Here is a 24263-nt window from a genome sequence, read left to right as displayed (position 1 = left end):
GCCGGACGCACCCCCGGGTCACCGGGCGTAACCGGGCCGCCACTCGGCTGACGTACAGTCGGCTGCGGGGCGGGCCGCCCGCCCACGACGGCCGACCCCCGAGGAGACTCCCGGTGACCACCGACACCCGCCCCGTACCGGAGCTGGCCGCCGACGCCGTCGAGCAGTGGCGCACCGAGGAGGCCGACCTCATCGACCTGCTCGCCCGGGCGCAGCGCGGCATCGGCGGCATCGCCGCCTTCCGACTCGGCCCCACGCCCACCGTGCTGGTCACCGACCCGGCCGCCGTACAGCACGTACTCGGCCGCCACCCCGACCGCTACGTCAAGCGCTCGCACCGCGCGCGGATGCTGGTCGGCGACGGCGTGCTCTCCGCCACCGGAGACGCCTGGAAGCGCCAACGACGGCTGCTGCAGTCCCAGTTCACCGGCACCGGGATGCGCCGCTACGAGCAGCGGATCGCCGCCGCCGCCCGCCGGACAGCCGACCGCTGGAAGGGCTACGCGCGCACCGGCGAGACCTTCGACCTCGGCGAGGAGATGCGCGGATTCGCCCTCGACACCGTCTGGCGGGCCCTCACCGGGCTGCCGTTGGACGACCGCACCGACCATGAACTCCGCTCCGTGGAACGGGTGGTGGCGGCCATGCCGACCCTGCCCACGGACGCCGGGGACGCCCGGGACGCCGTCGCCGCCGACCTCGCCCGGATCGACGCCGTCGCGCTGGCCGCCATCGACGCGGCACGCTCGGCGACCGACGTCGAGGAGCCCGGCGTGCTGCGGGTCCTGCTCGACGCCGCGGCCCAACACCCCGAGTACACCGACCGGTTGATCCGCGACGAACTCGTCACCCTGCTCGTCGCCGGGCACGAGACCACCGCCACCACCCTCACCTGGCTCTTCCTCCTCCTCGACCGCCATCCCGAGGCGCGCGGCGCGGACCCGCAGGCCCTGGTCAGCGAGGCCCTGCGGCTCTACCCCCCGGCCTGGCTGCTCCCCCGGCACGCCGTCCAGGACGACGTGATCGACGGCCACCGCATCGCCGCCGGCACCGACGTCCTGGTCTGCCCCTACCTCACCCACCGCGACCCGGCCCTGTGGCCCGACCCCGAACGCTTCGACCCCGCCCGCTTCACCGCCACCGGCGCCCGCCCCGCCCAGCTCGGCGCGTACCTCCCCTTCGGCCTCGGCGCCCGCGCCTGCCTCGGCACCCAGTTCGCCGTCCGCGAGACCACCGCGCTGCTCGAACTCCTGCTGCCCGCCCACACCGTGCGGTTCCGCTCCGTCCCGACCGGCTCCGCCTACAGCATCACCGTGCGACCCGACGGGCCGACGCCGGCGGTGCTGAGCTAACCGGTCGCGGTCGCGGGCGCGATCCCGGTCCCGGTCGCGGTCCCGGGCGCGATCCCGGTCGCGGTCGCGGGCGGGAGGAAGTCGTCGGCCAGCTCCTCGCCGGCGAGGGCGGCGTCGACGCGGGCGTCGATGTGCGCGTGGGTGACCGGGCAGTCCAGCGGGCGGTCGCGGTGGCAGTCGAGCATGTGGGTCAGGACGGCCGCGGCGCGCTCCAGGCGGCGGGCGCGGGCCGTCATCCCGTCCCGCTGCGCCGCCAGCAGCGCCTTCCGCTCCCCCGCCTGCTCGCTCGCCATCACGGCGGCCGTCCCGGCGAGCGGGATCATGCCGTCCACGTGCCAGAGCTGGACCAGGGCGAGGCGTTCCAGGGCCGCCCGGTCGTACTGGCGCACCCGGCCGCGGCGGGCAGCGGGGGTGATCAGGCCGCAGTCCTCGTAGTAGCGCAGGGCGGGGACGGAGAGGCCGAAGGCCTTCGCGACCTCGGTGATCGAGTAGAGCTGCTCCACGCGTCGTCTCCTTCACGGTTCACGGCCGGCGGGTTGCACTCAAGCGCACTTGAGCGTGAAAGCTTAGGCAAGCCTAACTTCCTGCCGCAGCGAAGGGTTCGCCGCTCATGCCGCTCAGCACCGCCTCCGCCCCCAGCCGGACCTCACCGGGCCGCGCCGCCCCCGCCTCCGGCGCGCTGCTCGTCGTCGGCTTCGTCCTGCTCAGCCTCAACACCCGGGTCGCGTTCGGGCAGGTCGGACCGCTCGCGCCGGTCGCCGGCTGGGGCCAGGGCACCGTCACCGTGCTCGGGCTGCTGCCCCCGCTGTGCATGGGCCTGTTCGCACCGCTCGGCGCCCTCGCCCGGCGGCGGATCGGCGAGGAGCGCGGGCTGTTCTGGGCGAGCGTCCTGCTCGTCGCGGGCGCGCTGCTGCGCACGGCGGGCCTGCCCGGGCTCTACGCGGGGACGGTGCTGGTGGGCATCGCGGTGGCGGTCGTCAACGTGCTGATCCCGGTGTTCGTCCGGGCCCGCTTCGCGCCCCGGCGGATCGGCTCCATGATGGGCGTCTACGCCCTCGCGATGGGCGCCGGGTCGGCCGTGGTCGCCGCCCTGGTCGCGCCGGTCGCCGACGCGTGGTCCTGGCGGGCCGCGATCGGCCTCGCCGTCGTGCCGGCCGTCCTCGCGGCGGCGGGCATGGCGCCGCAGCTGCGGGTGGAACGACGGATACCGGCCGCAGCCGCGCCGGTGCACCGCCGACCCGTCGGCCGCACCGCGCTCGCCTGGAGCCTCACCGCCTTCTTCGGCATCCAGACCCTGGTCTTCTACGCCACCCTCGCCTGGCTGCCCTCGATCCTGGTCGACGCCGGCCTCAGCCGCACCGCCGCCGGCACCGACCAGGCCGTCCTCATCCTCGGCCTCGCCGTCGGCGGCTTCCTCGCCCCCGTCCTCGCCGCCGCCCGCGCCGACCAGCGGCCGCACCTGCTCGCCGTGGTGGCCGTCTGCGTCCTCGGCCTGCTCGGCGTCGTACTCGCCCCCGCCACCGGCGCGCCGCTCTGGGCCGGCGTCCTCGGCATCGGCATGGGCGGCGGCCAGGCCCTGGCCGCCGTCCTCTTCGCCCGCCGGGGCACCGACCACGACCACGTCGCCGCGCTCTCCACCATGGCCCAGACCTGCGGCTACCTCCTCGCCGCCACCGGCCCCGCCCTCACCGCCGCCCTCCACACCGCCACCGGCTCCTGGACGGCCCCGCTGCTGACCCTGGTCGGCCTGCTCCTGGCCGGCTCCGTCCTCAGCCTGCGCGCCGGCCACGACGCCCGGCCGTGACCGGCGTGCCTCCGCACCCCCGGCACCTGCGCCCCTCGATACTCCGGTAGACCCGTACGAGAGGACGCCGATGGAATTCCTGGTCGACATGGTGACCACCGTCCCGGACGGAACCACCGAGGAGGCGATCGCCGACATCCGGGCCCGCGAGGCCGATCGCTCCCGCGAACTCGCCGCCCAGGGCACCCTGTTGCGGCTCTGGCGCCCGCCGCTCGCCCCCGGCGAATGGCGCACCTGGGGCCTGTTCAGCGCCCCCGACGAGGAACGGTTGGAGCAGGCACTCGCCACCATGCCCCTGCGGGTATGGCGCCAGGACACCGTCACCCCGCTCTCCCCCCACCCCAACGACCCCGGCCTCCCGGAGGGCGCCCGATGAACGACGAAACCGTCCTGCGTGCCGTCCTCGACCGCTGGAAGGCTGCTGTCGACGCCCACCAGCCCGAGCAGGTCGCCGACTGCTTCACCGAGGACGCGATCTTCCAGGGCCTCCACCCGTACACCGTCGGGCGCACCGGCATCGCCGAGTACTACGCCTCCCAGCCGCCCGGCATGACCGCCGCCTACCGCGTCCTGGAGACCCGCCGCCTCACCGGCGACCTCCTGCTCGGGTACCTGGGCGTCGACTTCGCCTTCCCCGACCGCCCCACCCTCACCGTCAACCTCGGCGTCCTGCTGCGCCGGTCGGCCGACGGCTGGTCCATCGCCCACTACCAGGTCTCGCTGCTGCCCTGAGCGGCGCCGTCACGTTCCAGCGCCGCGCTCCGTCGGGCCGGTGAGAGCAACCCGACAGGAACAAAGATCGTCTGATCGCCCCCAGGGGCAGTCCAGGGTTGTTATCAGGGTGATCACCGATGGGCGACGGCAGCTGGACGCAGCAGAGTTGACGAGGTCAACAAGTCCCATCGAGGCCGCCCCGGAGAAACCCTGATGCGCATCCGTCTCACCGTCACCACCCTCGCCCTGGCCGCCGCTCTCACCACCGGCGCGGCGCTGCCGGCGGCCGCCGCCACGCCTGCTTCCAACGCCCCGGCGCTGGTGAACCCGACCGTCCAGGGCATCCTCGACCACCTGCCCGACGCCGTCGTTGCGGGTGCGCTCGTCAGGCAGGACGGCGTGGACGCCACCGCCGGCCCGGTCACCGCCGGCGCCTACCTCCGGATCGGCAGCGTCACCAAGGTGTTCACCAACACCGTGGCTCTCCAGCTCGTCGCCGAGCACCGGATCGGCCTGGACACACCGGCACGGCAGTACGTCCCCGAGGTGCTGCCCGAGGCGTACGACCGCGTCACCGTGCGCCAGCTCCTCGACCACACGAGCGGCCTGCCCAAGCCCGCCCGGACTCCCGGCCCGGCCGACGGACCCGGATGGCAGCTCAAGTCCGTGACGCCCGAAGACCTCCTGCGCGCCTCGTTCGCCGCAGCCACCGACGTGCCGCCCGCACCCCCTGCCGAGCAGCAGTACAACGGGCTCAACTCCCTGGTCCTCGGCCTGATCGTCGAGAAGGTCACCGGCCACTCCCTCACCATCGAGCTGGAGCACAGGATCATCCGGCCGCTGCATCTGAGCCACACCAGCCTGCCCGCCGCCGACGACCCGACCATCCCCTCGCCCCACGCGGAGGTGTACCTCGACGGACAGGACGTGACCGAGCAGAGCCCGTACCCGTGGGCCGAGGGAGGCATCATCTCCACCGCCGCCGACCTGGACCACTTCATCACCGCGCTGTTCCGGGGCCGCCTGCTCCCGCCCGCCCAGCAGAAGCTGGTGTTCGAGGTGCCGAACGTGCCGAACGCCGCCGACAACACGAACTGCGTCGGCCAAACGGCCTGCTACAGCATCGGCGGGCTCATGCGCTACCAACTCCCGAACGGCGAGTACGCCTGGGGCAAGACCGGTTCCCGCCCCGGCTGGGACAACGGCGTCTTCGCCACCCGCGACCTCCGACACCGCGTGGTGTACTCCCTCAACCCGACGGGGACCGGCAACGACCTCCCCCACATCAAGGCACTCGTCAATGCCGCACTCGCCGGCTGACAGCCGGAACCGTCCGGTGCACGGCGCCCAACGACCGAGGCCCAGGCAACCCGGCACACCTTCCCGGTCACAGCACTGGCGACACGGCCCGCCCGCCGCGCTCGGGGCGAGCGCGGCGGGCTGACGGGGGAGGTGGCCCCGGGGGACATCGGACGTTGCCCTGGCGTACCTTCCGCTGGCGGTGCGGGGTCGAACAGACTGGGAGGGACTGTCGCCGATCCCTCGAAGGGGCCTTTCCTGTGCGTGCCCATGACTCCGGTAGTGCGTTTGCCGCCGACCGACGACCGGGCCGTACCAGTCGGCCCGCGGCTCCCGCCCGGCTGCCGTCCGGTGCCCGGGCGGTGACTCCGGCGGCGCTCACCGCCATGCAGCGGGCCGTGGGCAATGCCGCGGTGAGCCGGATGCTGGAGCAGGAACAGGAACAGCACGCCGCGGCCGACGTGCAGCGTTCTGCCGTCCACGAGGTGCTGAGGAGCGCCGGCACGCCGATGGCCGACGGGATCCGGGCCGAGATGGAGACGCGGCTGGGTGCGGACTTCTCCGATGTCCGGCTGCACACGGGTGCGACCGCCCGGGAGTCGGCGGCCGGGATCGGCGCCCGCGCGTACACCTCGGGCAGCCACATCGTGCTCGGCGCCGGAGGGGGCGACAAGCACACGCTCGCGCACGAGTTGACCCACGTCATCCAGCAGCGCAGCGGCCCTGTCGCGGGCACCGACGACGGGACGGGGCTGCGGGTCAGCGACCCCTCCGACCGCTTCGAGCGCGAGGCCGAGGCGAACGCCTCCCGGGTACTGTCCCGGCCGCTCGCCCGGGAGTCCGAGGCGGAGCACGCGGCCCACGCGGCCCACGCGCACGGCACGCAGGCCGTCGAGCCCTCGGTGCAGCGGCGCCCTGCGACGAAGCCCGCCGGGGAGGAGGGCGACCACACCCACGTCGACCCGGACTATCCGGGGCTGCGGCTCGTCCTGGACGAGAAGCTGACCAAGGAGTACTACGAGAAGATCTACCAACTCGCGGGCTCCGAGGAGCGCGTGATCTTCGACGAGGACGGCAGCTACGGGTACATCAAGGTCGACGACGACCTGGAGACCTACTACAAGCTCGTCAACATGGAGGTCGGTCCGGAGCAGGCGCAGGCGGACCTGAGCGGCCACTTCTCCCGGCAGCGGGACACCAGCTTCCACGTCCGGGCGGGCGCCGGGGCCTTCCACGGTGCGCAGATCGACCAGTTGCAGGACTTCGAGGCGCAGGGTGTGCGTTCGGGCCAACTGGTCGAGGTGAGCGTCGCGTTGCTGCAGCAGGCCAGCGGCCGTGCGCAGACCGTGGCGGGCGGGCTCGTCGAGAAGCGGCTCGGCGCCGCCGTCACCGGCATGAAGAACAGCGCCGCACTCGAACCGATCAAGATCCGGGTCGACGGGGGCGGCATCAGCATCCAGGACGGAAACCACCGCCTGGGCGCGGCCGTTCAGCTGGGGCACGCCTACGTGCCGTGCAAGATCGCCTGACGGGGGCTGCCGAGTCGGGACGTCCGGTAGCGGCTCGCGGTCGGCCGGTCGGCGCCTTGTACTTCCGCAGCGCGCCGCACACTTCTACCGTTGCGTCATGCGGCGTGTTCTGATGGATCGTTCGAACCCGGGCGTGCTCGACCTGGTCCTCGTGGAGCGGGGCGGCTCGCTCCGGTATGCCCTCACGGCCGCGCTCCAGAGCGTGATCGCGGCACCGGTGCTGTTCCTGTACGGTGCTCTCTTCTCCCTTCCCCTCGACATCGGCATGCTGTTCGCCGGCACCGGATGGGGCCCGGTGTGGGCGGCGGCCGGGATCGCCGGTGGGGCGTGCGCGGTCATCGGGTGGGCGCTGATGGTCCGTCTGGTCTTCCGTACCGTGCACCGGCTGCGCTTCGCGCCCTCCGCCGAGCCGGCCACTGTTGTCCTCGTCCGGGGGGCCCGGGCGGACCGGCCGATGCCGGTCACCGAGGTACGACGGATCCGGATCGACCACTCCACCGAGGAGCCGTACGACGGCGACCCGCGCCCGAGGTCCGTCACCATCACGCTGACCGTCCTGCTGGAGCGCGGCGAGCTCCCCCAGCGGCCCGTGCCCCAGGACACCGACACCACCGCGCTCCACCGCGAGCTGCGCGAGGCCCTCTCCCCCGCCGTCGAGGTGGACCTGCACGTCAGCCACCACCAGCGCCCCGCACCGCCGCCCCCGCCCTCGGTGTCGGACCGGCGCTCGTGGCACCACTTCCGGTACGGGCACGGCGGTTCGACCGGCGGCGTGGGCGGCGGCTGAGCCTGGCCACCGGCCCCCTTCGCCGACCTCGACGGGGCCACCGTCGAGATCGGCGGAGGGGGCGGCGCCTCAGTGGCGGTGGTGGTTGTCGGGTTGGGCCGGGTCGCCGGGGTGCTCCAATCCCTCGACGAGGGTGAGGCGTTGGGCGCGCTCGTGGTCGAGCCAGCGGACGAAGGCGGCGCGGCGGGCGGCTTCGGTCAGGTCGGCGGTGGGGTCGCGCTCCTCCGGGGTGGTACGGACGGCGAGGAGGGCGGCCGTCCAGGGGCCGGCGGTGACCCAGGTGCCGGGCGGGGCCTCGCGGAGGGCTTCGGCGAGGGCGGCGGGCAGGGTGTCGGGGTCGGCCTCCAACTCGCCGTCGGGCAGGGCGAGGTGCCAGACGGACGACGGCGGGCGGGTGGTCAGGGTGCGGTAGTGGGCGACGTCGGCGGCGGAGGGTTCGACGTCGGCGGTGACCGCCGCGTAGACGGCCCGGACGGCTGCGCTGCCCTCGTAGGCGGCGGCGGTGATGGAGCCGAGTTCGACGGCGGCCTGCTGGTCCAGGCGAGCCGGTCCGGTGGACCGTACGGGCAGGTCGCGCTCGGTGGCGACCGCCTCGCACAGCGCCTCGGTCAGCAGCACCTGGGCGACCCAGCGGGTGAGCTGGCGGTCCTCCGAACTGCCGGGCTGGGGCAGGGCGGTGGAACGCGGGCCGGTGCGGAGGGCGGCGAGGCGGTGGTCGAGGGCGGTGCGCGGGAGCGGCCGGCCGTCGAGCAGACCGAGGGTCATGCCTCCACCTCCAGGGCGACGGTCGGGGCGTACTGGCAGCGGCCGAACCACATCACCTTGGCCAGCGCCCAGTACGCGCCGGGGTCGGTGGATTCGGGGGCGGCGATCTCGAAGTCCACGGTCGAGGACGATCCGGCCGCCACGGTGAAGCCGCGGACCGGGTCGGCGATGGCCTCCCAGGTGCCCCAGGGGGAGACGAGTTGGAGTTCGCCGCGGATCTCGCCGCGGGTGCGGTTGGTGAGGGTGAGGCCGAGGGTGGTGCGGCCGCCCGGGGTGACGCGCAGGGTCTCCTCGGAGACGGCGACGTCCAGGCCGGTGTCGCGGCCGGTGGTGGCCTTGGTGCCCTGGGCGATCGTCCAGTCCTCGGGGGTGTCGCCGGGGACGGGCAGCAGGCCGGGGAGGTCGCCGACGGCGATGGTCACGACGTCCTCGATCTCCTGGCCGTCGTGCACGATCCGGACGGCGGCGAAGTGCAGGCCGGGCGGCGCTTCGGCGGGCGGGGTGAGGGTGACCGGGAAGCGCAGGTGGCCGCCGGGCTCCAGCCGGTAGGGGCGGCTGCCGAGGCTGGTCTGCCAGCCCTCGGGCGGCAGGACGACGGCCGTGCCCTCGACCGCCGCGTCGCGCAGTTGCGAGGACAGGGCGACGGAGAGTTCGACCGCCGCGCCGTCCGTCCGCAGCAGGCCGGGCGAGGCGCCGACGGAGACCGGCAGGTAGCCGAGCGGCGCCGGGCCCCGGTTGTGCAGCCAGTAGCGGGCGTGGACGGGCTGCGCGGGTTCGGCGACCGGGCCGAGGACCGGGCCGCCGGGTTCGGCGGCGACGCCCGGGGCGGCGAGCAGGGTGGCGATCTGCGAGCCGGCGAGGTCGACGCGTTCGGTGGCCTCGCCGAGGGGGCGTTCCAGCAGGTCGGCGGGCCGCAGGTGGCTCAGCCCGAGTGCGCCGCCGAGTTCCGCCGTGCGCCCGAGGCCGGTCGACTCGACCAGCCGGACGGCGAGTTCGCGCCCGACTGCCGCCGCCGATCCGTGCGCGATCGGGTTGCCGGCGGGCTTGAGCGCGCCGAGCAGGACTTCGCGCTGCGGTTCGATCCGCAGCCAGGAGAGGGTGGCCGGCAGCGGGCCGTTCTGCGGCGGCGCGATCCGGGCGTAGAGCGGGTGGTTGAACTCCTGGCCCTGGGCGGGCAGGGTCTGGCTCCGCCAGTCGCCCGGTCCGCCGACCAGTGCGTAACTGAACTCGTGGGTCCAGTGCTGGAGTTGGAAGGATGCGCCGTCGGGCAGGGTCCGCCGGGGCGGGTCGATCCAGACGCCGGAGGGCCAGCCGGTGCAGGAGCGCATCAGCGAGAGGTGCAGGGCTCCGGTGGTGTCGACCGCGAAGCCCGGCAGGCCGAAGCTGAGCAACGCGACGGTGTGGTCGGCGAGTTGGTCCACGATTTCGGACGGGCAGACGGCGCCGATCCGGGCGTCGGCGAGGTCCGCGACCAGCGCGGCGACGTCCGTGACGACCAGCGCGGGCAGTGCCCGCAGGTCCCGCAGGTCGGCGCCGGGCTGCCAGACCTCGGCGAGCGGGGTGAGCGCGGGCACCCAGACCGCGCCGTGCGTCTTGAGGACGCTCGCGTACTCCTCGCCGGCCCGCTCGATCAACTCCCGGGCGGCGTCGTTCTCTTCCGGCCCGCCGAGGACGATCCGGAAGTCGGGCAGGTTGGAGTCGACGTCCAGCCAGCCGTACCGGGCCCAGTCGGCGCCGGAGGTGGTGGCGGTGACGCCGACCCGGGCGAGGGCGACCACCAGCGGGCGGGCGTCGGCGGCGTCGTCCACGCTCGGGACGACCACCTCGGCGACGCCCAACGCCCGCTCCCCCAGCGGCGATCCGGCCGGATCGGACAGGACGGCGCGCGCGGTGGCGCCGAGGCCGAACCAGGTGTTGGCCGGGTTGTCCAGGGTCCACGGCGCCTCGGCGGAGTCGACGTCGGGCAGGGCGAAGCCGCGCCCGACGACGGCGCCGGCGACCTCGCTGACCGGCAGCGCGCCGGGCAGGTCGACGGGGAAGCGCAGCCGCAGCAGCCGGTCGGCGCCGGAGTAGTCGACGACCCTGGTCCGGCAGTCGACCCGGTCGAGGCCGCGCCACAGGGTGACGGTCTGCTCGTAGCGGATCCCGTCGACGGTGCCGCCGATCACCAGCCGCTCGCCGAGCGGGCCGGTCTCGCGGCGCACGTCGGCCGGGGCCGTGCCGGAGCCGCGCACCGGCCCGCTGGGCACCAGGTGCCAGGGGCCCTCGCCGAAGTCGGGGTGCTGCGGGTACTCCTCGTAGACCCGCAGTTCGTTGCCGATCCGGCCGCCCTGGATCAACTCCCGGTCGTGCAGCAGGTCGTGGACGGAGGACAGGCCGCCGCCACGGACGGGGTCGGCGCTCACCCGGTAGCGGTCGTTGGTGATCACCACGCCCTCGGCCGCCGTCCAGGGCTCCGCCGCCGGGCCCTCCACCAGCCGCCAGGTGCGCCAGCCGAGCGCGGGGACGTCGGCGGCGAGGAAGCGCAGGGCCCCCCGGTCGACGGTGCTCGGCACGGGCTCGCCCCGGTCGTCGAGCACCCGTACCGCCCCGGTCCGCGGGGGCAGTTGGACGACGACCAGGTCGGTCCGGTCGAAGGAGAGCGTGTTGGTGACGACCACGGCCGAGTCGGCCGACCCTGCGCCGGCGGTGGAGCCGACGCCGGCGGTGGAGATCCGCGCGGTCAGCGCGTCCAGCGCCTCGTCCCGGACGGCGGCCGCGAGGTCGTGCGCCTCGCGCCAGCCGCCGAGCAGGTCGAGGTAGACCTGGTCGGACTCGGAGCCGGTGATGGCGTCGTGGTGGGCGCCGTAGGCGAGTTGGCGCCAGACCTTGTCGAGGGCGGCGGTCGGGTACTGCCCGAGGCCGTGGACGGCGGCGAGGGTGGCGAGCTTCTCGGCGTCGGCGGCGGCGACCTCGCCGGCCCGTTGGGCCTGCTTGGTGTCGATGTACGAGACGTCCTTGCCGGTGTAGACCGGGTTCATGTCGCGGGTCTGCGGGCTGGGCCGGCGGCCGGTGGCGGCGAGTTCGGCCCGGACGGCGTCGAGGAAGTCGCGCGGGGTGGCGCAGACGAAGCGCGGCCAGAGGTACTTGGCGGCCCAGGAGCGGTGGATCTCGGTGACCCACTTGTTGGGCGGGGTGTAGTCGGTGCCGACGGGCAGCAGCAGGTTCCTGGTCGCGCCGACGGGCTTGAGCTTGCGGTACAGCTCGTAGACGGCCTGTTCGGCGGTGGCGAGGTCCGGGGAGGAGTCCATCCACCAGCCGGCCGAGTAGTGGTGCGGCATGTAGTGGGTGAGCACGCCCTCGCCGGAGGGGGCGATCCACTCGAACTCGCTCGGGAACTGCATCACCCGGGCGTCGTCCTTGGCCTCGCGGAAGTTCTTCTGGATCGGGCCCCACTGGTGGAAGGGGCCGCGGGCCCAGGCGCTGCCGGTGAGGCCGGCCGCGGCGAGGTGGCCGGGGAACTGCGGGTCGTGCCCGAACACGTCGAGCTGCCAGGCGGTCTGCGGGTCGCCGCCGAGGATGTCGCGCTGGTAGCCGATGCCGTAGACGAGGTTGCGGATGGTGGTCTCGGCGCCGGTGAGGTTGGTGTTGGGCTCGTTGTAGGTGCCGCCGACGAGTTCGACCTGGCCGCGCTCCAGCAGCGTGCGCAGGGTCTCGCGGCGCTCGGGGTGCTGGTCGAAGTACGGCTTGAGGTAGTCGACTTCGGCGAGGACGAACTTGTACACCGGGTCCCGCAGCGCGAGGTCCATGTGCGCGTCGACGAGCGCGAAGCCGTTGCGCTCCCAGAGGGGCCGGGTGGTGGCGTCGGCGGAGAGCAGTTCCCAGGGGGAGGTGTAGGCGGCCTGGGTGTTCCACCAGACCGGGTCGTAGTGGAAGTGCGAGACCAGGAACATCGTCCAGCCGGGTTCGGCGACCTCCACCAGGGCGTCCACGCAGGCGCCCTCCGCCTCGACGGTGACGGGGAGTTGGGTTCCCGGCTCGGGGGCGCCGGTGAGCTCCAGCGGGACTTCGACCAGCCCCGTGCCGGTCGCCTCGCCGCGCACGCCCGGACCACTGACGGTGATCCGGGCGGCCGGGCCGTCGAGGGTGACCCGCAGCAGTTGGCGCGGGGCTTCCTCGGGACCGGTGAAGAGGTCGGTGTTCTCGACGGCGGTGATGGTGACCGGCACGGGGAGGGTCCTTTCGGTGCAGGTACGGGGGCCGGGCGCGGGGTCGGTTGCCGCGCGCCCGGCGGGAGTTGCCGGCGTGCCCGGCTACTGGCCCCAGGCCTCGAACTCGTAGATGCGGGCGGCCGGGTCGGTGTTCTGGGTGGGCTTGGTGACGACCAGCCGGACGTAGCGGGCGGTGCTGGTCACCGGGTGGGTGGTGGTGCCCGCGGTGTTGCCGGTGACGTCGGCGACCGTCGTCCAGGGGTCGGTGGTGTTCGAGCGGACCTGGATCGAGAAGTCGCGGGTGTTGAAGGCCGCGCTCTCGCCGCCCGCGCCCGCGTGCTTGACCACGAACTTGGACAGCTGCTTGGCCGAACCGAGGTCCACCTCAAGCCACTTGGAGCTGTTCAGGCTGCACCACTTGTCGCCGGTGCCGCCGTTGACGGTGCCGTTGACGGCCTTGGCCGGGCCTTCGTTGGCGTTGCACTGGCCGGAGGCGGTGGCCGGGCGGTTCAGTGCCAGGTTGCCGCCGGTCGCGGGCGGCGTGCCCGTCCAGCCGACGGTGGTGGAGGCGGCGGTGGAGCGGCCGTAGGTGGTGGAGACGGCCTCGACGTCGAGGGTGGTGGCGTCCTCGGTGCCGGCCCGGTCGAGCTGCCCGACGTAGTACGCGTCGTTGGGGGTCGCGCCGAGGAAGGTCCGGCTGCCGTCGGCGTTGCGCCGGTACACCTCGTAGTGGTGGACGTCGCCGCCGGGCGCGGCCGTCCAGGAGAGCCGCAGCGACTGGCTGGAGCCCGCCGTCACGTCGCTCGCGCCGAGGACGGTGAGGCCGCTGGGCCCCGCCGGGGCGCCCACCTCGCCGTCGTGGACGGAGATCTGGCCGATCCGCACGTCGTAGGCGGGGTCGGTGCCGTCGGCCCGAAGGGCGAGCTGGGCGATGGTGCGGCCCGCGTACGGGGCGAGGTCGAGGGTGTGCCGCTCCCACCCGGTACCGGAGTTGGCGCCGACGTCGATCGTGGTGAAGCTGTTCGGCGCGTCGGTGAAGGAGACCGCGGCCTTGAGCTTGGTGGGCCCGGCGGCCGGGGTCTTGACCACCAGGTCCAGCTTGGTGTTCGCGGCGACGGGCAGTTTGGTCTCGTACAGCCGCACGGTGTTGGCGGCGTCCAGGGTGCCGGTGAGGCGCAGCGAGGAGCCGCCCTGGTAGGCGTCGGTGAAGTCGACGGACGGGGTGAGCTTGCTGCCGCTGGAGTCGACCATCCACCGGTAGGTCGGCGGGACGTCCTGGAGGGACAGGTTGTTCCAGCCGCCGGTGGCGACCCGGGTGCCGACGGAGTTGTAGAAGTCCCCCTGCCCAGTGTTGAAGTTGGTGACGAAGGGCTTGGCGGTGATCGGCGAGGACTCGGCGACGTAGCCGGCCAGGCCGGGCCAGTTGTCGGCGGGGTTGGCCTTGGACGGGTCGTTGTTGGCGCCGACCCAGTAGCGGGCGTCCTTGGCGTAGAAGTCGGCCCGGTCGGTGGCGGACTTCCAGGTCCATTCGGGCCGGTAGAGGCCGAGCGAGGTGGTGTGCGGCCGGCCGGCCGGGAAGAGGGAGTTCCAGTCGACGCCGGTGTTGTAGCCGTTGGCCTCGGTGTCGATGCCGGAGTAGAGGTCGTACTCGCTGCGGCCGAGTTGCCGGGCCAGTGCGCGGGAGGAGTTCAGGCCGCCGGAGCTCCAGTTGAAGTTCAGGAACATCGAGTCCGAGGTGCGCTTCGAACCGTCCTGGAGGAACGGGGAGTTGGCGGAGGTGAGGGCGTTCTGCCAGTTGACCGAGCCGGAGGTGGTCATGGCGTCGTACCACATGAACTCGGTGCCGCTCTTGGCCTTGCTGTACTGCATGAGGTTGCGCACTTCGGTGGCGAGGGACGAATCCCCGCCGCCGGTCTCCTGGTTGATGAACCAGCCGTCGAAGCCGTAGTACTGGGCGGCCTGGGCGAGCTTGTCGGCGACGGGGTAGCTGTTGCCGGACTTCTGGACGAAGTCGCGGAGCCACTGGAGCTGACCGCCGTAGGCGGCGGGCGGGAAGAAGACGGTGCCGTAGACCTTGACGCCGTTGCGGTGGGCGGCGTCGATGACGGTCGGGTTGGGGGCGAGGATCAGGCCCTCGCCGGCCGAGCCGCCCCAGAAGACCAGCTTGTCGACGTACTGCCAGTAGCCGAAGGCGTAGTAGTTGGGGTCGGCGGAGCCCTGGGAGGGGTTGTTGGAGGTGGGCCCGAAGGAGACCAGGGAGGCGACCTTCCCTTCGCCGGTGCGGGCGTTGGGGTTGGCCTTGAGGGCGGGGTCGCTGGTGCGCGGCTGGAGCGGGACGCTGGAGCGGTTGAAGCGGGCGTCCGGGTCGGTGGCCGGGTCCCAGTTGAGGATGGTGGAGGGGTACCAGTACGAGGCGTAGGGCTGGGTGCCGGGGGTGCCGGGCGTACTGGCGGTCGGGGTGGTGGGCGCCTGCGGCCCGGCGTGGGCGGCGGGGGCGGCGCCCAGCACGGCGGCCGCGAGGGCGGCGCTGAGCAGCAGGGGTATCCGTCGTGACATGCGTGGCTCCGATCGAGCGGAGGTGGGTGGGGGCGGGCCGTCGGCGTGGACGGGCCGGGTGCATGTGGGCGTGGCGGTGCGCGCGGAGGCGGGGCGACCGCGTCGCCGCTGCGGCCTGCGCAGCGGCGACGCGGCGGGCCCGCGGGGGGAGCGGGCCTGCGGAGGGTGCGGGTCTAGGTGCACGCCTGGGTGCGCGCCGGGCGGAGGCCGCTCGGCGCAGCGAACCTAAACCGGTTCAGGAGCGCTGTCAACGACTCGCGCAGCAACCACCCCGTCGGGTGGCTCGGCCCCCGGCGGCGAGGTGGACTCGCGCACGGTCAGCCGCGGCGTGGGCATCTGCAGGTCGCGCCCGGAGCCGGTCTCGTCGAGGGCCGCCAGCAGGCTGCGGGCGACCTGCTCGCCGAGCGCGAAGGTGTCCCGGCTGAGCGCGGTCAGCGGCGGGTGGACGATCCGGGCCAGCACCGAGTCGTCGAAGGAGACGATGGACAGTTCGGCGGGCACCGCGACGCCCATCTCGCCGGCCACGCCGAGCCCGGCGACGGCCATCACGTCGCTGTCGTAGACGATCGCGGTGGGCCGCCGGGGCCGGGAGAGCAGGGTGCGGGTGGCGGCGGCGCCCTCGGCGTCGCTGAAGTCGGTGGGCACCGACACGGCCTCCTCCAGCCCGAGCCGGCGGGAGGCGTCGCGCAGCGCGCGGATCCGCCGCTGGGTGTGCTGGAAGTGCGGCAGCCCGGCGAGGTGGGCGATCCGGCGGTGCCCGATGGCGGCCAGGTAGTCGACGATGGAGAGCATCGCCTCCCGGTCGTCGGCCCAGATCCGCAGCGGGCCGCCGCCCTTGCCGGGCCCGCCCAGGATGACGGCGGGCAGGCCGAGTTCGTCCAGCACCGGCAGCCGCGGGTCGCGGACCTGGAGGTCGACGACGATGAAGCCGTCGACCCGGTGCTCGGAGGCCCAGCGCCGGTAGACCTCGATCTCGGCGGCGGTGTCCTCGACCACCATCAGGTGCAGCGCGACGGAGCTGGCCGAGAGCACCGCCTGGAGGCCGGACAGCAGTTGGCTGAAGAACGGCTCGACGCCGATGGTGCGGGCCGGGCGGGCGATCACCAACCCGACGGCGTCGGCCCTGGCTCCGCCGAGGGCCCGCGCGGCGCTGTGCGGGCGCCAGTTCATCTCCTCGGCGACCCGCAGGATCCGGGCCCTGGTCGCCTCGCTCACGCCGGGGCGGCCGTTGAGCGCGAAGGACACCGCGCCCTTGGAGACACCGGCCTGGCGCGCGATGTCGGCGATCGTCGGTCTGGCCACAGAACCCGACTCCTCTCTTGACATCCAAGTTTAGGCGGGAGCATAGTCCCTGGCATAGCTAGACCGGTTTAGTAATACAGGTTCTGGAACTCGGCACCACCCCCGTGACCCAAAACCACCCCCCGAGCTCGGCACGATCCCCCACCCACCCCCAGGACCGGGAGACCCTCATGCGAAGAATCTGGGCGGCACTGACCACGACGGCGTTCACCGCGGCCGCACTCACCGGCTGCGGACTCGGCTCCAGCGAAAGCAAGAACAGCGACAGCGTGGCGAGTGCGGCCGCCACCGGCGAGGTCAAGGGCAAGGTCTCGATCCAGACCTGGGCGCTCAAGCCGAAGTTCACCGACTACGTCCAAGGCGTCCTCGACGGCTTCAAGAAGAAGTACCCCGGCGTCGAGGTCGAGTGGCTCGACCAGCCCGGCGAGGGCTACTCCGACAAGGTCCTCAGCCAGGCCGCGTCCGGCGGCCTGCCCGACGTGGTCAACCTCCCGCCGGACTTCGCCTTCCCGCTGGCCAAGAAGGACCTCCTGCTGGACGTCCTCAAGGCCGACCCCAAGCTCGCCGACGAGTACGTCGCAGGCGGCGTCGAGGCCTACCGCTACACCGGCCTGAACGGCACCTTCGGCTACCCGTGGTACCTCAACACCGATGTGAACTACTGGAATTCGGAACTCCTGACGAAGAACGGACTGGACCCGAAGAAGCTCCCCGCCAGCCTGGACGACCTGATCGCCCAGTCCCGGGCGATGAAGGAGAAGTCCGGCGGCCAGACCTACCTGATGAGCCGCAAGCCGGGCCTCGGCGACCTCTACAACGCCGGCGTGAAGCTCATGTCCGACGACGGCAAGTCCTTCACCTTCAACACCCCCGAGGCCGCCGCGCTGCTCGACAAGTACCGCGACGCCTTCAAGGAGGGCCTGCTGCCCAAGGACGTGCTGACCAACACCTACGTCGGCAACTCCAAGCTCTTCAACGCGGGCACGGCGGCCTGGACCACCGGCGGCGGCAACTTCATCACCAGCCTCGCCACCGACAACCCGACGATGGCCCCGAAGATGCTCTCCTCCCCCACCATGGGCATCCCGCCACTGTACGTACAGGGCCTGACCATCCCGAAGAACACCAAGAACCCTGCCGCCGCCGTCGCCCTCGCCCGCTGGGTCACCAGCCCCGAGAACCAGGCCGCGTTCTCCCACCTGACCAGCGTCTTCCCGTCCACCAAGGCCTCCGCGAACGACCCGTTCTTCAGCAAGAGCGACGGCACCAACGCCGGCGACGCCAAGGTGGTCGCCTTCGACTCGCTCGCCAAGGCCAAGCTGATCCAGCCCGTCCAGGTCGACGACGCCATGAGCACCATCATCAACCAGCAGATCGCGCTGGCCATCAGCGGCGACGCGAGCTCCAAGCAGGCGCTGGACTCCGCCGTCGAGCAGTGCAACAAGCTGCTCAAGGGCTGACGGCCGACCGCCACCCCGACCGTACCGGTCGAGCGGCGGGCCACCCCCGCCCGCCGCACCCGGGAATGACCCGCACCACCCCCAGGAAGGCAACGGCATGACCCACCGGCGTTGGTTCACCCCCTGGCTGCTCGCCGGGCCCGCGATACTCTGGCTGGCCGTCTTCAACCTCTGGCCGGCCTTCAACACGGTGATCCTGTCCTTCACCAACGCCAAGCCCCTGGGCGGCGGGCAGTTCACCGGCCTGGAGAACTACGGGCGCCTGCTCGACGACGAACAGCTCGCCGACGCCCTGCTCAACAGCATCGTCTTCATGCTGGTCTGCCTGCCCCTGCTGACCATCCTGCCGCTGCTGCTCGCCCTGCTCGTCCAGCGCAAGGTCCCCGGCATCACCTTCTTCCGCACCGCCTTCTACACCCCGGTCATCGCCTCCGCCGTCGTGGTGGCGCTGATCTGGGGCTGGGTGCTGGACGACCGCGGCCTGGTCAACGGCCTGCTCCAGCAGTCCGGGATGACCGACTCCCCGGTCGCCTTCCTCACCGACCGCTGGCTGCTGCTGTTCAGCGCGATCGCCCTGACCGTCTGGAAGGGCTTCGGCTACTACATGGTCATCTACCTGTCCGCCCTCGCCAACGTCCCGCGCGAACTGCACGAGGCGGCGGCCGTCGACGGCGCCAGCCCGATCCGCCGGTTCTGGCACGTCACCCTGCCCGGGGTGCGGCCGACCATGATGCTGGTCTCCGTCCTCATCTCGGTCAGCGCGCTGCGCGTCTTCTCCGAGCTGTACGTGCTCTCCCACGGCCAGGGCGGCCCGGGCGGGCGGGACATGTCGGTGGTGATGCTGATCCAGATGTACAGCCGCGGCTTCAACGGACACCTCGGCTACGCCTCCGCGCTCAGCCTGATGCTGTTCGTCATCACCCTCGGCCCGATGCTGCTGCTGATGCGCCTGAACCGGAAGGCGGCCTGAACCCCGTGACCTCCCCCCGTTCGAAGGCCGCCCGCCGCGCTCAAGACGCCCAGGGATCCCGGGGTTTCAACACCCCCTCCCCCGCCCAGACCGCCGGCCGCTACCTGCTCCTGGTGCTCGTCCTGCTGCTGGTGGTCGGGCCGTTCCTGTGGCAGCTCTCCACCTCCCTCAAGGGCCCCAACGAGGACGTCTACACCAGCACCCCGAGCTTCATCCCCGAACAGCTGACCTTCGGCAACTACGGCAAGGTCGCCGAGACCATCCCGGTCTGGACCTACGCCCTCAACTCGCTGATCGTCGCCGCCATCTGCATCACCGGCAACGTGGTCGGCTGCACCCTGGCCGGCTACGCGCTCGCCCGGCTGCGCTTCCGCGGCGCCAAGCTCGTCCTCGGCCTCTTCCTCGCCACCCTGGTGCTCCCCGGCGAGGTCACCATCGTCTCCCAGTACGTGCTGGTGCGCGGCCTCGGTCTGGCCGACAGCCTGACCGGCGTCGCCCTGCCCGGCGCGATCGCCATGCTCAACGTGCTGCTGATGCGCACCGCCTTCGCCGCCGTCCCGCTCGAACTCGACCAGGCCGCCCTGGTCGACGGCGCCACCGTGTGGCAGCGGCTCTGGCACATCAGCCTGCCCAACGTGCGCGGCATGCTCAGCGTGATCGTCATCTTCACCTTCATCGGCGCCTGGGACGACTTCCTCTGGCCACTGATCGTGCTCAACGACCCGCAGAAGTACACCCTCACCGTCGGACTCCAGTACCTCAACGGCACCTTCTCCGCGAACCCGCGGCTGATCGCGGCCGGCACCATGATCGCCTTCCTGCCGATCGTCGTGGTGTTCGGCGTCTGCCAGCGCTTCTTCTTCAAGGGCGTCGAGGAGGGAGCCGTCAAGGGTTAGGCCCGGTCCGACCGAGGACGTGTCCGACGACTCCTGACCCCACCGCCCGCTCGCCCCAAACCCGTTGAGGAATCACCCGCCCATGAGCACCCCCGCACCGCAGCGCCCCCGCTTCGGCGTCAACTACACACCCAGCGCCGGCTGGTTCCACCACTGGCTCGACTTCGACCTCGACGCCGTCCGCGCCGACTTCGACTCGATCGCCGCACTCGGCCTGGACCACGTCCGGGTCTTCCCGCTCTGGCCGCTGTTCCAGCCCAACCGCACCCTGATCCGCCCGCGCGCCGTCGAGCAGTTGGCGGCCCTGGTGGACGCGGCCGGCGAACGCGGCCTGGACGTCGCGGTGGACGGCCTCCAGGGCCACCTGTCGAGCTTCGACTTCCTGCCCTCCTGGACCCAGACCTGGCACCGGCGCAACATCTTCACCGACCCCGAGGTCCTCGACGGCCAGGCCGCCTACCTGCGCACCCTCGCCGAGGCGCTGCACGAGCGGCCCAACTTCCTCGGCATGACGCTCGGCAACGAGATCAACCAGTTCTCCGGCGAACCGCACCCCGACCCCGACCGGATCACCCCCGGACAGGCCGACGCCTGGCTGCGCCGGATGCTCGACGCCTGCGAACAGGGCGCGCCCGGCCGGATGCACCTGCACGCCTCCTACGACGCCGCCTGGTACCTGGACGAACACCCGTTCACCCCCTGGCACTCGGCCCGGATCGGCGCCGCCACCGCCGTGCACTCCTGGGTGTTCAACGGCACCGCCCAGCGCTACGGCGCCCACTCCACCGCCACCGCGCAGCACGCCGCCTACCTGGTCGAGCTCTCCAAGGCCTGGGCGGACGACCCGGCCCGCCCGGTCTGGCTCCAGGAGGTCGGCGCCCCCGCCCCGCACATCACCGCCGAGGACGCCGCCCGGTTCACCGGTGCCACCGTCGAGGCCGTGCTCGACTGCCCGGACGTGTGGGGCGTCACCTGGTGGTGCTCGCACGACGTGGACCGCTCGCTGGCCGACTTCCCCGAGCTGGAGTACAGCCTCGGCCTGCTCACCACCGACCGCGCGGTCAAGCCGGCCGGCGCCCGGCTGGCCGAGGCCGCCGCCGAGGCGCGCCGCTCCTGGCAGCCGCCCGCGCCGCGCACCACCGCCGTGGTGGTGGCCACCGGGGACGAGGTGACCGCGCCCAAGCGCTCGGTCTGCGGGCCCGGCGGCGCCGTCTACGAGGCGTTCATGCGCCTCGCCGAGGCGGGCGCCCGCCCGACCACCGTCCTCGCCGAGCACGCCGAGGACCAGGCCCACCTGGCCGCGCGCGGGATCACCGAGGTGGTCCACCCGGACGACGTACGGTCCCTGTAACCCTTCGCCCCAGCCGTTACCCCTCAGCCACGATCCTCACTCACGCCCCTCAGTCACGCCCCTCAGTCACGCAACGGAGCCCGCTGACATGCACGATGACCGCACGCTGGTCGAGTCCCGCCTCAAGCGCGTCCTGGACGAGCGCATCCGCCCGGCCGTCTACCCCGAGTCCGTCCCGCTGGAGGTCGGCATCTGGACGGCACCCGGCGAGCCCGTCCCGGTCGCCGAGGGCCTGGCCGCGCCGCGCACCCCGATCGCGGTCGGCGACGCCTGGGGCGCGCCGTGGGGCACCAGTTGGATCACCGTGACCGGCACCGTGCCGCAGGCCTGGGCCGGGCGGACGGTCGAGGCGCTGATCGACCTCGGCTTCGACGCCAACATGCCCGGCTTCCAGTGCGAGGGCCTGGTCTACCGCCCGGACGGCACCCCGGTGAAGGGCCTCAACCCGCAGAACCAGTGGGTGCGCATCGCCGCCCCCGCGGCCGGCGGCGAGCAGGTCCTGCTGCACGTCGAGGCGGCCTCCAACCCGGTCATCCTGGACTACCACCCCTTCCTGCCCACCGAGTTGGGCGACAAGGACACCGCCGGCGACCAGCCGCAGTACAAGCTGACCCGGATGGACCTCGCCGTCTTCGACGAGACGGTCTGGCAGCTGGTGATCGACCTGGAGGTGCTCGGCGAGCTGATGGCCGAGCTGCCGGTGGACGGCGCCCGCCGCTGGGACGTCCTGCGCGCGGTCGAGCGGGCGCTCGACGCGATCGACCTCCAGGACGTCAACGGCACGGCGGCCGCCGCCCGTTCGGAGCTCGCCGGGGTGCTGGCCGCGCCCGCCGTGCCGTCCGCGCACCGGATCAGTGCGATCGGCCACGCGCACATCGACTCGGCCTGGCTCTGGCCGCTGCGCGAGACCGTCCGCAAGGTGGCGCGCACCACCGCCAACATGACCGCGCTGCTGGAGGACGAGCCGGACTTCCTCTACACCATGTCCCAGGCGCAGCAGTTCGCCTGGATCAAGGAGCACCGCCCCGAGGTGTACGCCCGGGTGCAGAAGGCCGTGGCGGAGGGCCGGTTCGTCCCGGCCGGCGGCATGTGGGTCGAGTCCGACACCAACATGCCCAGCTCGGAGGCGATGGCCCGGCAGTTCGTGCACGGCAAGCGGTTCTTCCTGGACGAGTTCGGGGTGGAGAACCACGAGGCGTGGCTGCCCGACACCTTCGGCTTCACCGGCGGCCTGCCCCAGATCATCCGCAACGCGGGCTCCAAGTGGCTGCTGACGCAGAAGATCTCGTGGAGCCAGATCAACAAGTTCCCGCACCACACCTTCCTCTGGGAGGGCATCGACGGAACGAGGATCTTCACCCACTTCCCGCCCGTGGACACCTACAACTGCTCCATGAAGGGCAGCGAGATCGCCCACGCGGCAAGGAACTTCAAGGACAAGGGAGTGGCCCGGCACTCGCTCGCCCCGACCGGCTGGGGCGACGGCGGCGGCGGCACCACCCGCGAGATGGTCGCCAAGGCGGGCCGGATGAAGGACCTGGAGGGCTCGGCCACCGTCCGCTGGGAGAAGCCCGCCGAGTTCTTCGCCAAGGCCGAGGCCGAGTACCCGAACCCGCCGGTCTGGGTCGGCGAGCTCTACCTGGAGCTGCACCGGGCCACCCTGACCAGCCAGGCGAAGACCAAGCAGGGCAACCGGCGCAGCGAGAACCTGCTGCGCGAGGCCGAACTCTGGTGCGCCACTGCGTCGTTGCGCACCGGCGCGGCCTACCCGTACGAGCAGCTGGACCGGATCTGGAAGACCGTCCTGCTGCACCAGTTCCACGACATCCTGCCCGGCTCCTCCATCGCCTGGGTGCACCGCGAGGCCGAGGCGACGTACGCGGCGCTGGCCGCGGAGCTGGACTCGCTGATCGACGGCGCCCAGCAGGCCCTCGCCGGGGACACCGCCGGCGGGCGCGAGCTGGTGTTCAACTCGGCGCCGCACCCGCGCTCGGCCGTCCCGGCCGGCGGGGCCGCCCCGGCCGTGTTCGGCGCGGGCGCCTGCGAGGTCGTCGAGCGGCCCGAGGGCGGCTTCCTGCTGCGCAACGGGCTGCTGGACGTGGTCGTGGACGCCGACGGCCTGGTGGCGTCGGTGGTCGAGGTGGCGAGCGGCCGGGAGAGCGTCGCCCCCGGCACCCGGGCCAACCTGCTCCAACTGCACCCGGACTTCCCCAACATGTGGGACGCCTGGGACGTCGACCAGTTCTACCGCAACACCGTCACCGACCTGACCGCCGTGGACGCGCTGACGGCGCTCTCCGCCCCCGACCAGGCCGCGGTCCGGGTCGCGCGCTCCTTCGGCTCGTCCACCGTCGTCCAGACGCTCACCCTGCGGGCGGGCGAGCAGCGGCTCGACATCGACACCGAGGTCGACTGGCACGAGACCGAGAAGTTCCTCAAGGCCGCGTTCCCGCTGGACGTGCACACCGAGCGGTACGCCGCCGAGACCCAGTTCGGCCACCTCTACCGGCCCACCCACACCAACACCAGCTGGGACGCCGCCAAGTTCGAGGCCTGCAACCACCGCTTCGTCCACCTCGACGAGCCCGGCTGGGGCGTCGCCCTCGTCACCGCCTCCACCTACGGCCACGACGTCACCCGCGCCGTGCGCGACACCGACGGCGGCACCACCACCACCGTCCGCTTCTCGCTGCTGCGCGCGCCCCGCTTCCCCGACCCGAAGACCGACCAGGGCCTGCACCGCTTCCGGCACGCCCTCGTCCCGGGCGCGGCGATCGGCGACGCCGTCCGCGAGGGCTACCGGATCGGCCTGCCCGAGCGGCGCGTCACCGGCAGCGCCGAGCAGGTCGCACCGCTGGTGCAGCTGGACAACGACGCGCTGGTGGTCAGCGCGGTCAAGCTCGCCGACGACCGCAGCGGCGACCTGATCGTCCGGGTCTACGAGGCCGGCGGCGGCCGTGCCCGTGGCCTGCTCACCACCTCCTACCCGCTGGCCGGCGCCGTCCCCTGCGACCTGCTGGAGCGGCCCTGGGACGGCACCCGCGGCGAGGTGGCCGTGGAGGACGGCGCGGTGCGGCTGGCGCTGCGGCCGTTCGAGCTGGTCACGCTGCGCCTGAGCGCGGCGGGCTGAGCGCGGCGGGCTGAGCACGGCCGGCTGACGGCGGGGCCCTGCCGTTCGGGGCCCCGCCGTTCAGGGCCCCGCCGTTCGGGGCCCCGCACCCCCGCCCGCCGCGCCCCGCATGCCGCACTACGCGGTTGGGCGCCCCGGCCCGGCCGCCGGGGCGGCGC

At 72.9% G+C, this 24263-nt stretch carries 17 protein-coding genes; 12 read left to right on the top strand and 5 right to left on the bottom strand.

Going from position 1 to position 24263, the window contains the following annotated elements; all coding sequences use genetic code 11:
* The first annotated feature begins 113 nt into the window (after positions 1-113).
* Positions 114-1352 (top strand): cytochrome P450, encoded by a 1239-nt coding sequence (locus ACFWPI_RS05800; protein WP_380379754.1) that lies wholly within the window; start codon positions 114-116, stop codon positions 1350-1352.
* On the opposite strand, the gene ACFWPI_RS05795 is transcribed toward ACFWPI_RS05800, so the two are convergent.
* Entirely contained in the window at positions 1349-1855 is a 507-nt protein-coding gene (locus ACFWPI_RS05795) for a MerR family transcriptional regulator (protein ID WP_380379757.1), read from the bottom strand. The genes ACFWPI_RS05800 and ACFWPI_RS05795 overlap by 4 nt on opposite strands.
* Before the next feature lie 107 nt (positions 1856-1962).
* On the opposite strand from ACFWPI_RS05795, the gene ACFWPI_RS05790 reads away from it, so the two are divergent.
* The 6 genes from ACFWPI_RS05790 to ACFWPI_RS05765 all read left to right on the top strand — a co-directional run bounded on the left by ACFWPI_RS05790 (position 1963) and on the right by ACFWPI_RS05765 (position 7485).
* Complete coding sequence (locus ACFWPI_RS05790) at positions 1963-3156, top strand: MFS transporter (RefSeq protein WP_380379760.1); 1194 nt, start codon at positions 1963-1965, stop codon at positions 3154-3156.
* A gap of 70 nt (positions 3157-3226) precedes the next feature.
* Positions 3227-3532 carry a muconolactone Delta-isomerase family protein gene (locus ACFWPI_RS05785; RefSeq protein WP_380379763.1) on the top strand — a complete coding sequence of 102 codons (306 nt, stop codon included), beginning with the start codon at positions 3227-3229 and terminating at the stop codon, positions 3530-3532.
* Positions 3529-3888: an SgcJ/EcaC family oxidoreductase gene (locus tag ACFWPI_RS05780; RefSeq protein ID WP_380379766.1), complete on the top strand. Its 360-nt coding sequence runs from the start codon at positions 3529-3531 to the stop codon at positions 3886-3888. Before ACFWPI_RS05785 ends, ACFWPI_RS05780 begins: the two co-directional genes overlap by 4 nt.
* Before the next feature lie 195 nt (positions 3889-4083).
* Positions 4084-5190 carry a serine hydrolase domain-containing protein gene (locus ACFWPI_RS05775; RefSeq protein WP_380379769.1) on the top strand — a complete coding sequence of 369 codons (1107 nt, stop codon included), beginning with the start codon at positions 4084-4086 and terminating at the stop codon, positions 5188-5190.
* Positions 5191-5531: 341 nt separating this feature from the next.
* A complete protein-coding gene (locus ACFWPI_RS05770) occupies positions 5532-6698 on the top strand; it encodes a DUF4157 domain-containing protein (protein ID WP_380380617.1) in 1167 nt (388 codons plus the stop codon).
* A 97-nt stretch (positions 6699-6795) separates the two neighbouring features.
* Entirely contained in the window at positions 6796-7485 is a 690-nt protein-coding gene (locus ACFWPI_RS05765; RefSeq protein WP_380380615.1) for a hypothetical protein, read from the top strand.
* A gap of 69 nt (positions 7486-7554) precedes the next feature.
* Here the strand turns inward: ACFWPI_RS05765 and ACFWPI_RS05760 are convergent, their stop codons facing one another.
* The 4 genes from ACFWPI_RS05760 to ACFWPI_RS05745 form a co-directional block, all read right to left on the bottom strand.
* Positions 7555-8250, bottom strand: coding sequence for a hypothetical protein (locus ACFWPI_RS05760; RefSeq protein ID WP_380380613.1), 696 nt, complete (start codon positions 8248-8250; stop codon positions 7555-7557).
* Positions 8247-12458: an NEW3 domain-containing protein gene (locus ACFWPI_RS05755; protein ID WP_380380611.1), complete on the bottom strand. Its 4212-nt coding sequence runs from the start codon at positions 12456-12458 to the stop codon at positions 8247-8249. The genes ACFWPI_RS05760 and ACFWPI_RS05755 overlap by 4 nt, the downstream gene beginning before the upstream one ends.
* 84 nt (positions 12459-12542) lie before the next feature.
* Complete coding sequence (locus ACFWPI_RS05750; protein ID WP_380380609.1) at positions 12543-14996, bottom strand: discoidin domain-containing protein; 2454 nt, start codon at positions 14994-14996, stop codon at positions 12543-12545.
* A gap of 225 nt (positions 14997-15221) precedes the next feature.
* Positions 15222-16298, bottom strand: a complete 1077-nt coding sequence (locus ACFWPI_RS05745; protein ID WP_380380189.1) for a LacI family DNA-binding transcriptional regulator — start codon at positions 16296-16298, stop codon at positions 15222-15224.
* Between the two features lie 170 nt (positions 16299-16468).
* Here ACFWPI_RS05745 and ACFWPI_RS05740 point away from each other — a divergent pair, with 170 nt between their 5' ends.
* The 5 genes from ACFWPI_RS05740 to ACFWPI_RS05720 all read left to right on the top strand — a co-directional run bounded on the left by ACFWPI_RS05740 (position 16469) and on the right by ACFWPI_RS05720 (position 24105).
* Positions 16469-17758 (top strand): ABC transporter substrate-binding protein, encoded by a 1290-nt coding sequence (locus tag ACFWPI_RS05740; RefSeq protein ID WP_380380191.1) that lies wholly within the window; start codon positions 16469-16471, stop codon positions 17756-17758.
* 97 nt (positions 17759-17855) lie between these two features.
* A complete protein-coding gene (locus tag ACFWPI_RS05735) occupies positions 17856-18728 on the top strand; it encodes a carbohydrate ABC transporter permease (RefSeq protein ID WP_380380193.1) in 873 nt (290 codons plus the stop codon).
* Between the two features lie 5 nt (positions 18729-18733).
* Entirely contained in the window at positions 18734-19624 is an 891-nt protein-coding gene (locus ACFWPI_RS05730) for a carbohydrate ABC transporter permease (protein ID WP_380380195.1), read from the top strand.
* A gap of 82 nt (positions 19625-19706) precedes the next feature.
* Entirely contained in the window at positions 19707-20975 is a 1269-nt protein-coding gene (locus ACFWPI_RS05725; protein WP_380339557.1) for a glycosyl hydrolase, read from the top strand.
* Between the two features lie 88 nt (positions 20976-21063).
* Positions 21064-24105: an alpha-mannosidase gene (locus ACFWPI_RS05720; protein ID WP_380380197.1), complete on the top strand. Its 3042-nt coding sequence runs from the start codon at positions 21064-21066 to the stop codon at positions 24103-24105.
* The last annotated feature ends 158 nt before the right edge of the window (positions 24106-24263 follow it).

Source organism: Kitasatospora sp. NPDC058492, from assembly GCF_042720685.1.
In the GTDB taxonomy this organism is placed as follows: domain Bacteria; phylum Actinomycetota; class Actinomycetes; order Streptomycetales; family Streptomycetaceae; genus Kitasatospora.
The sequence above is the reverse complement of the archived record's forward strand: the minus strand, read 5'-3'. Positions and strand labels throughout refer to the sequence as shown.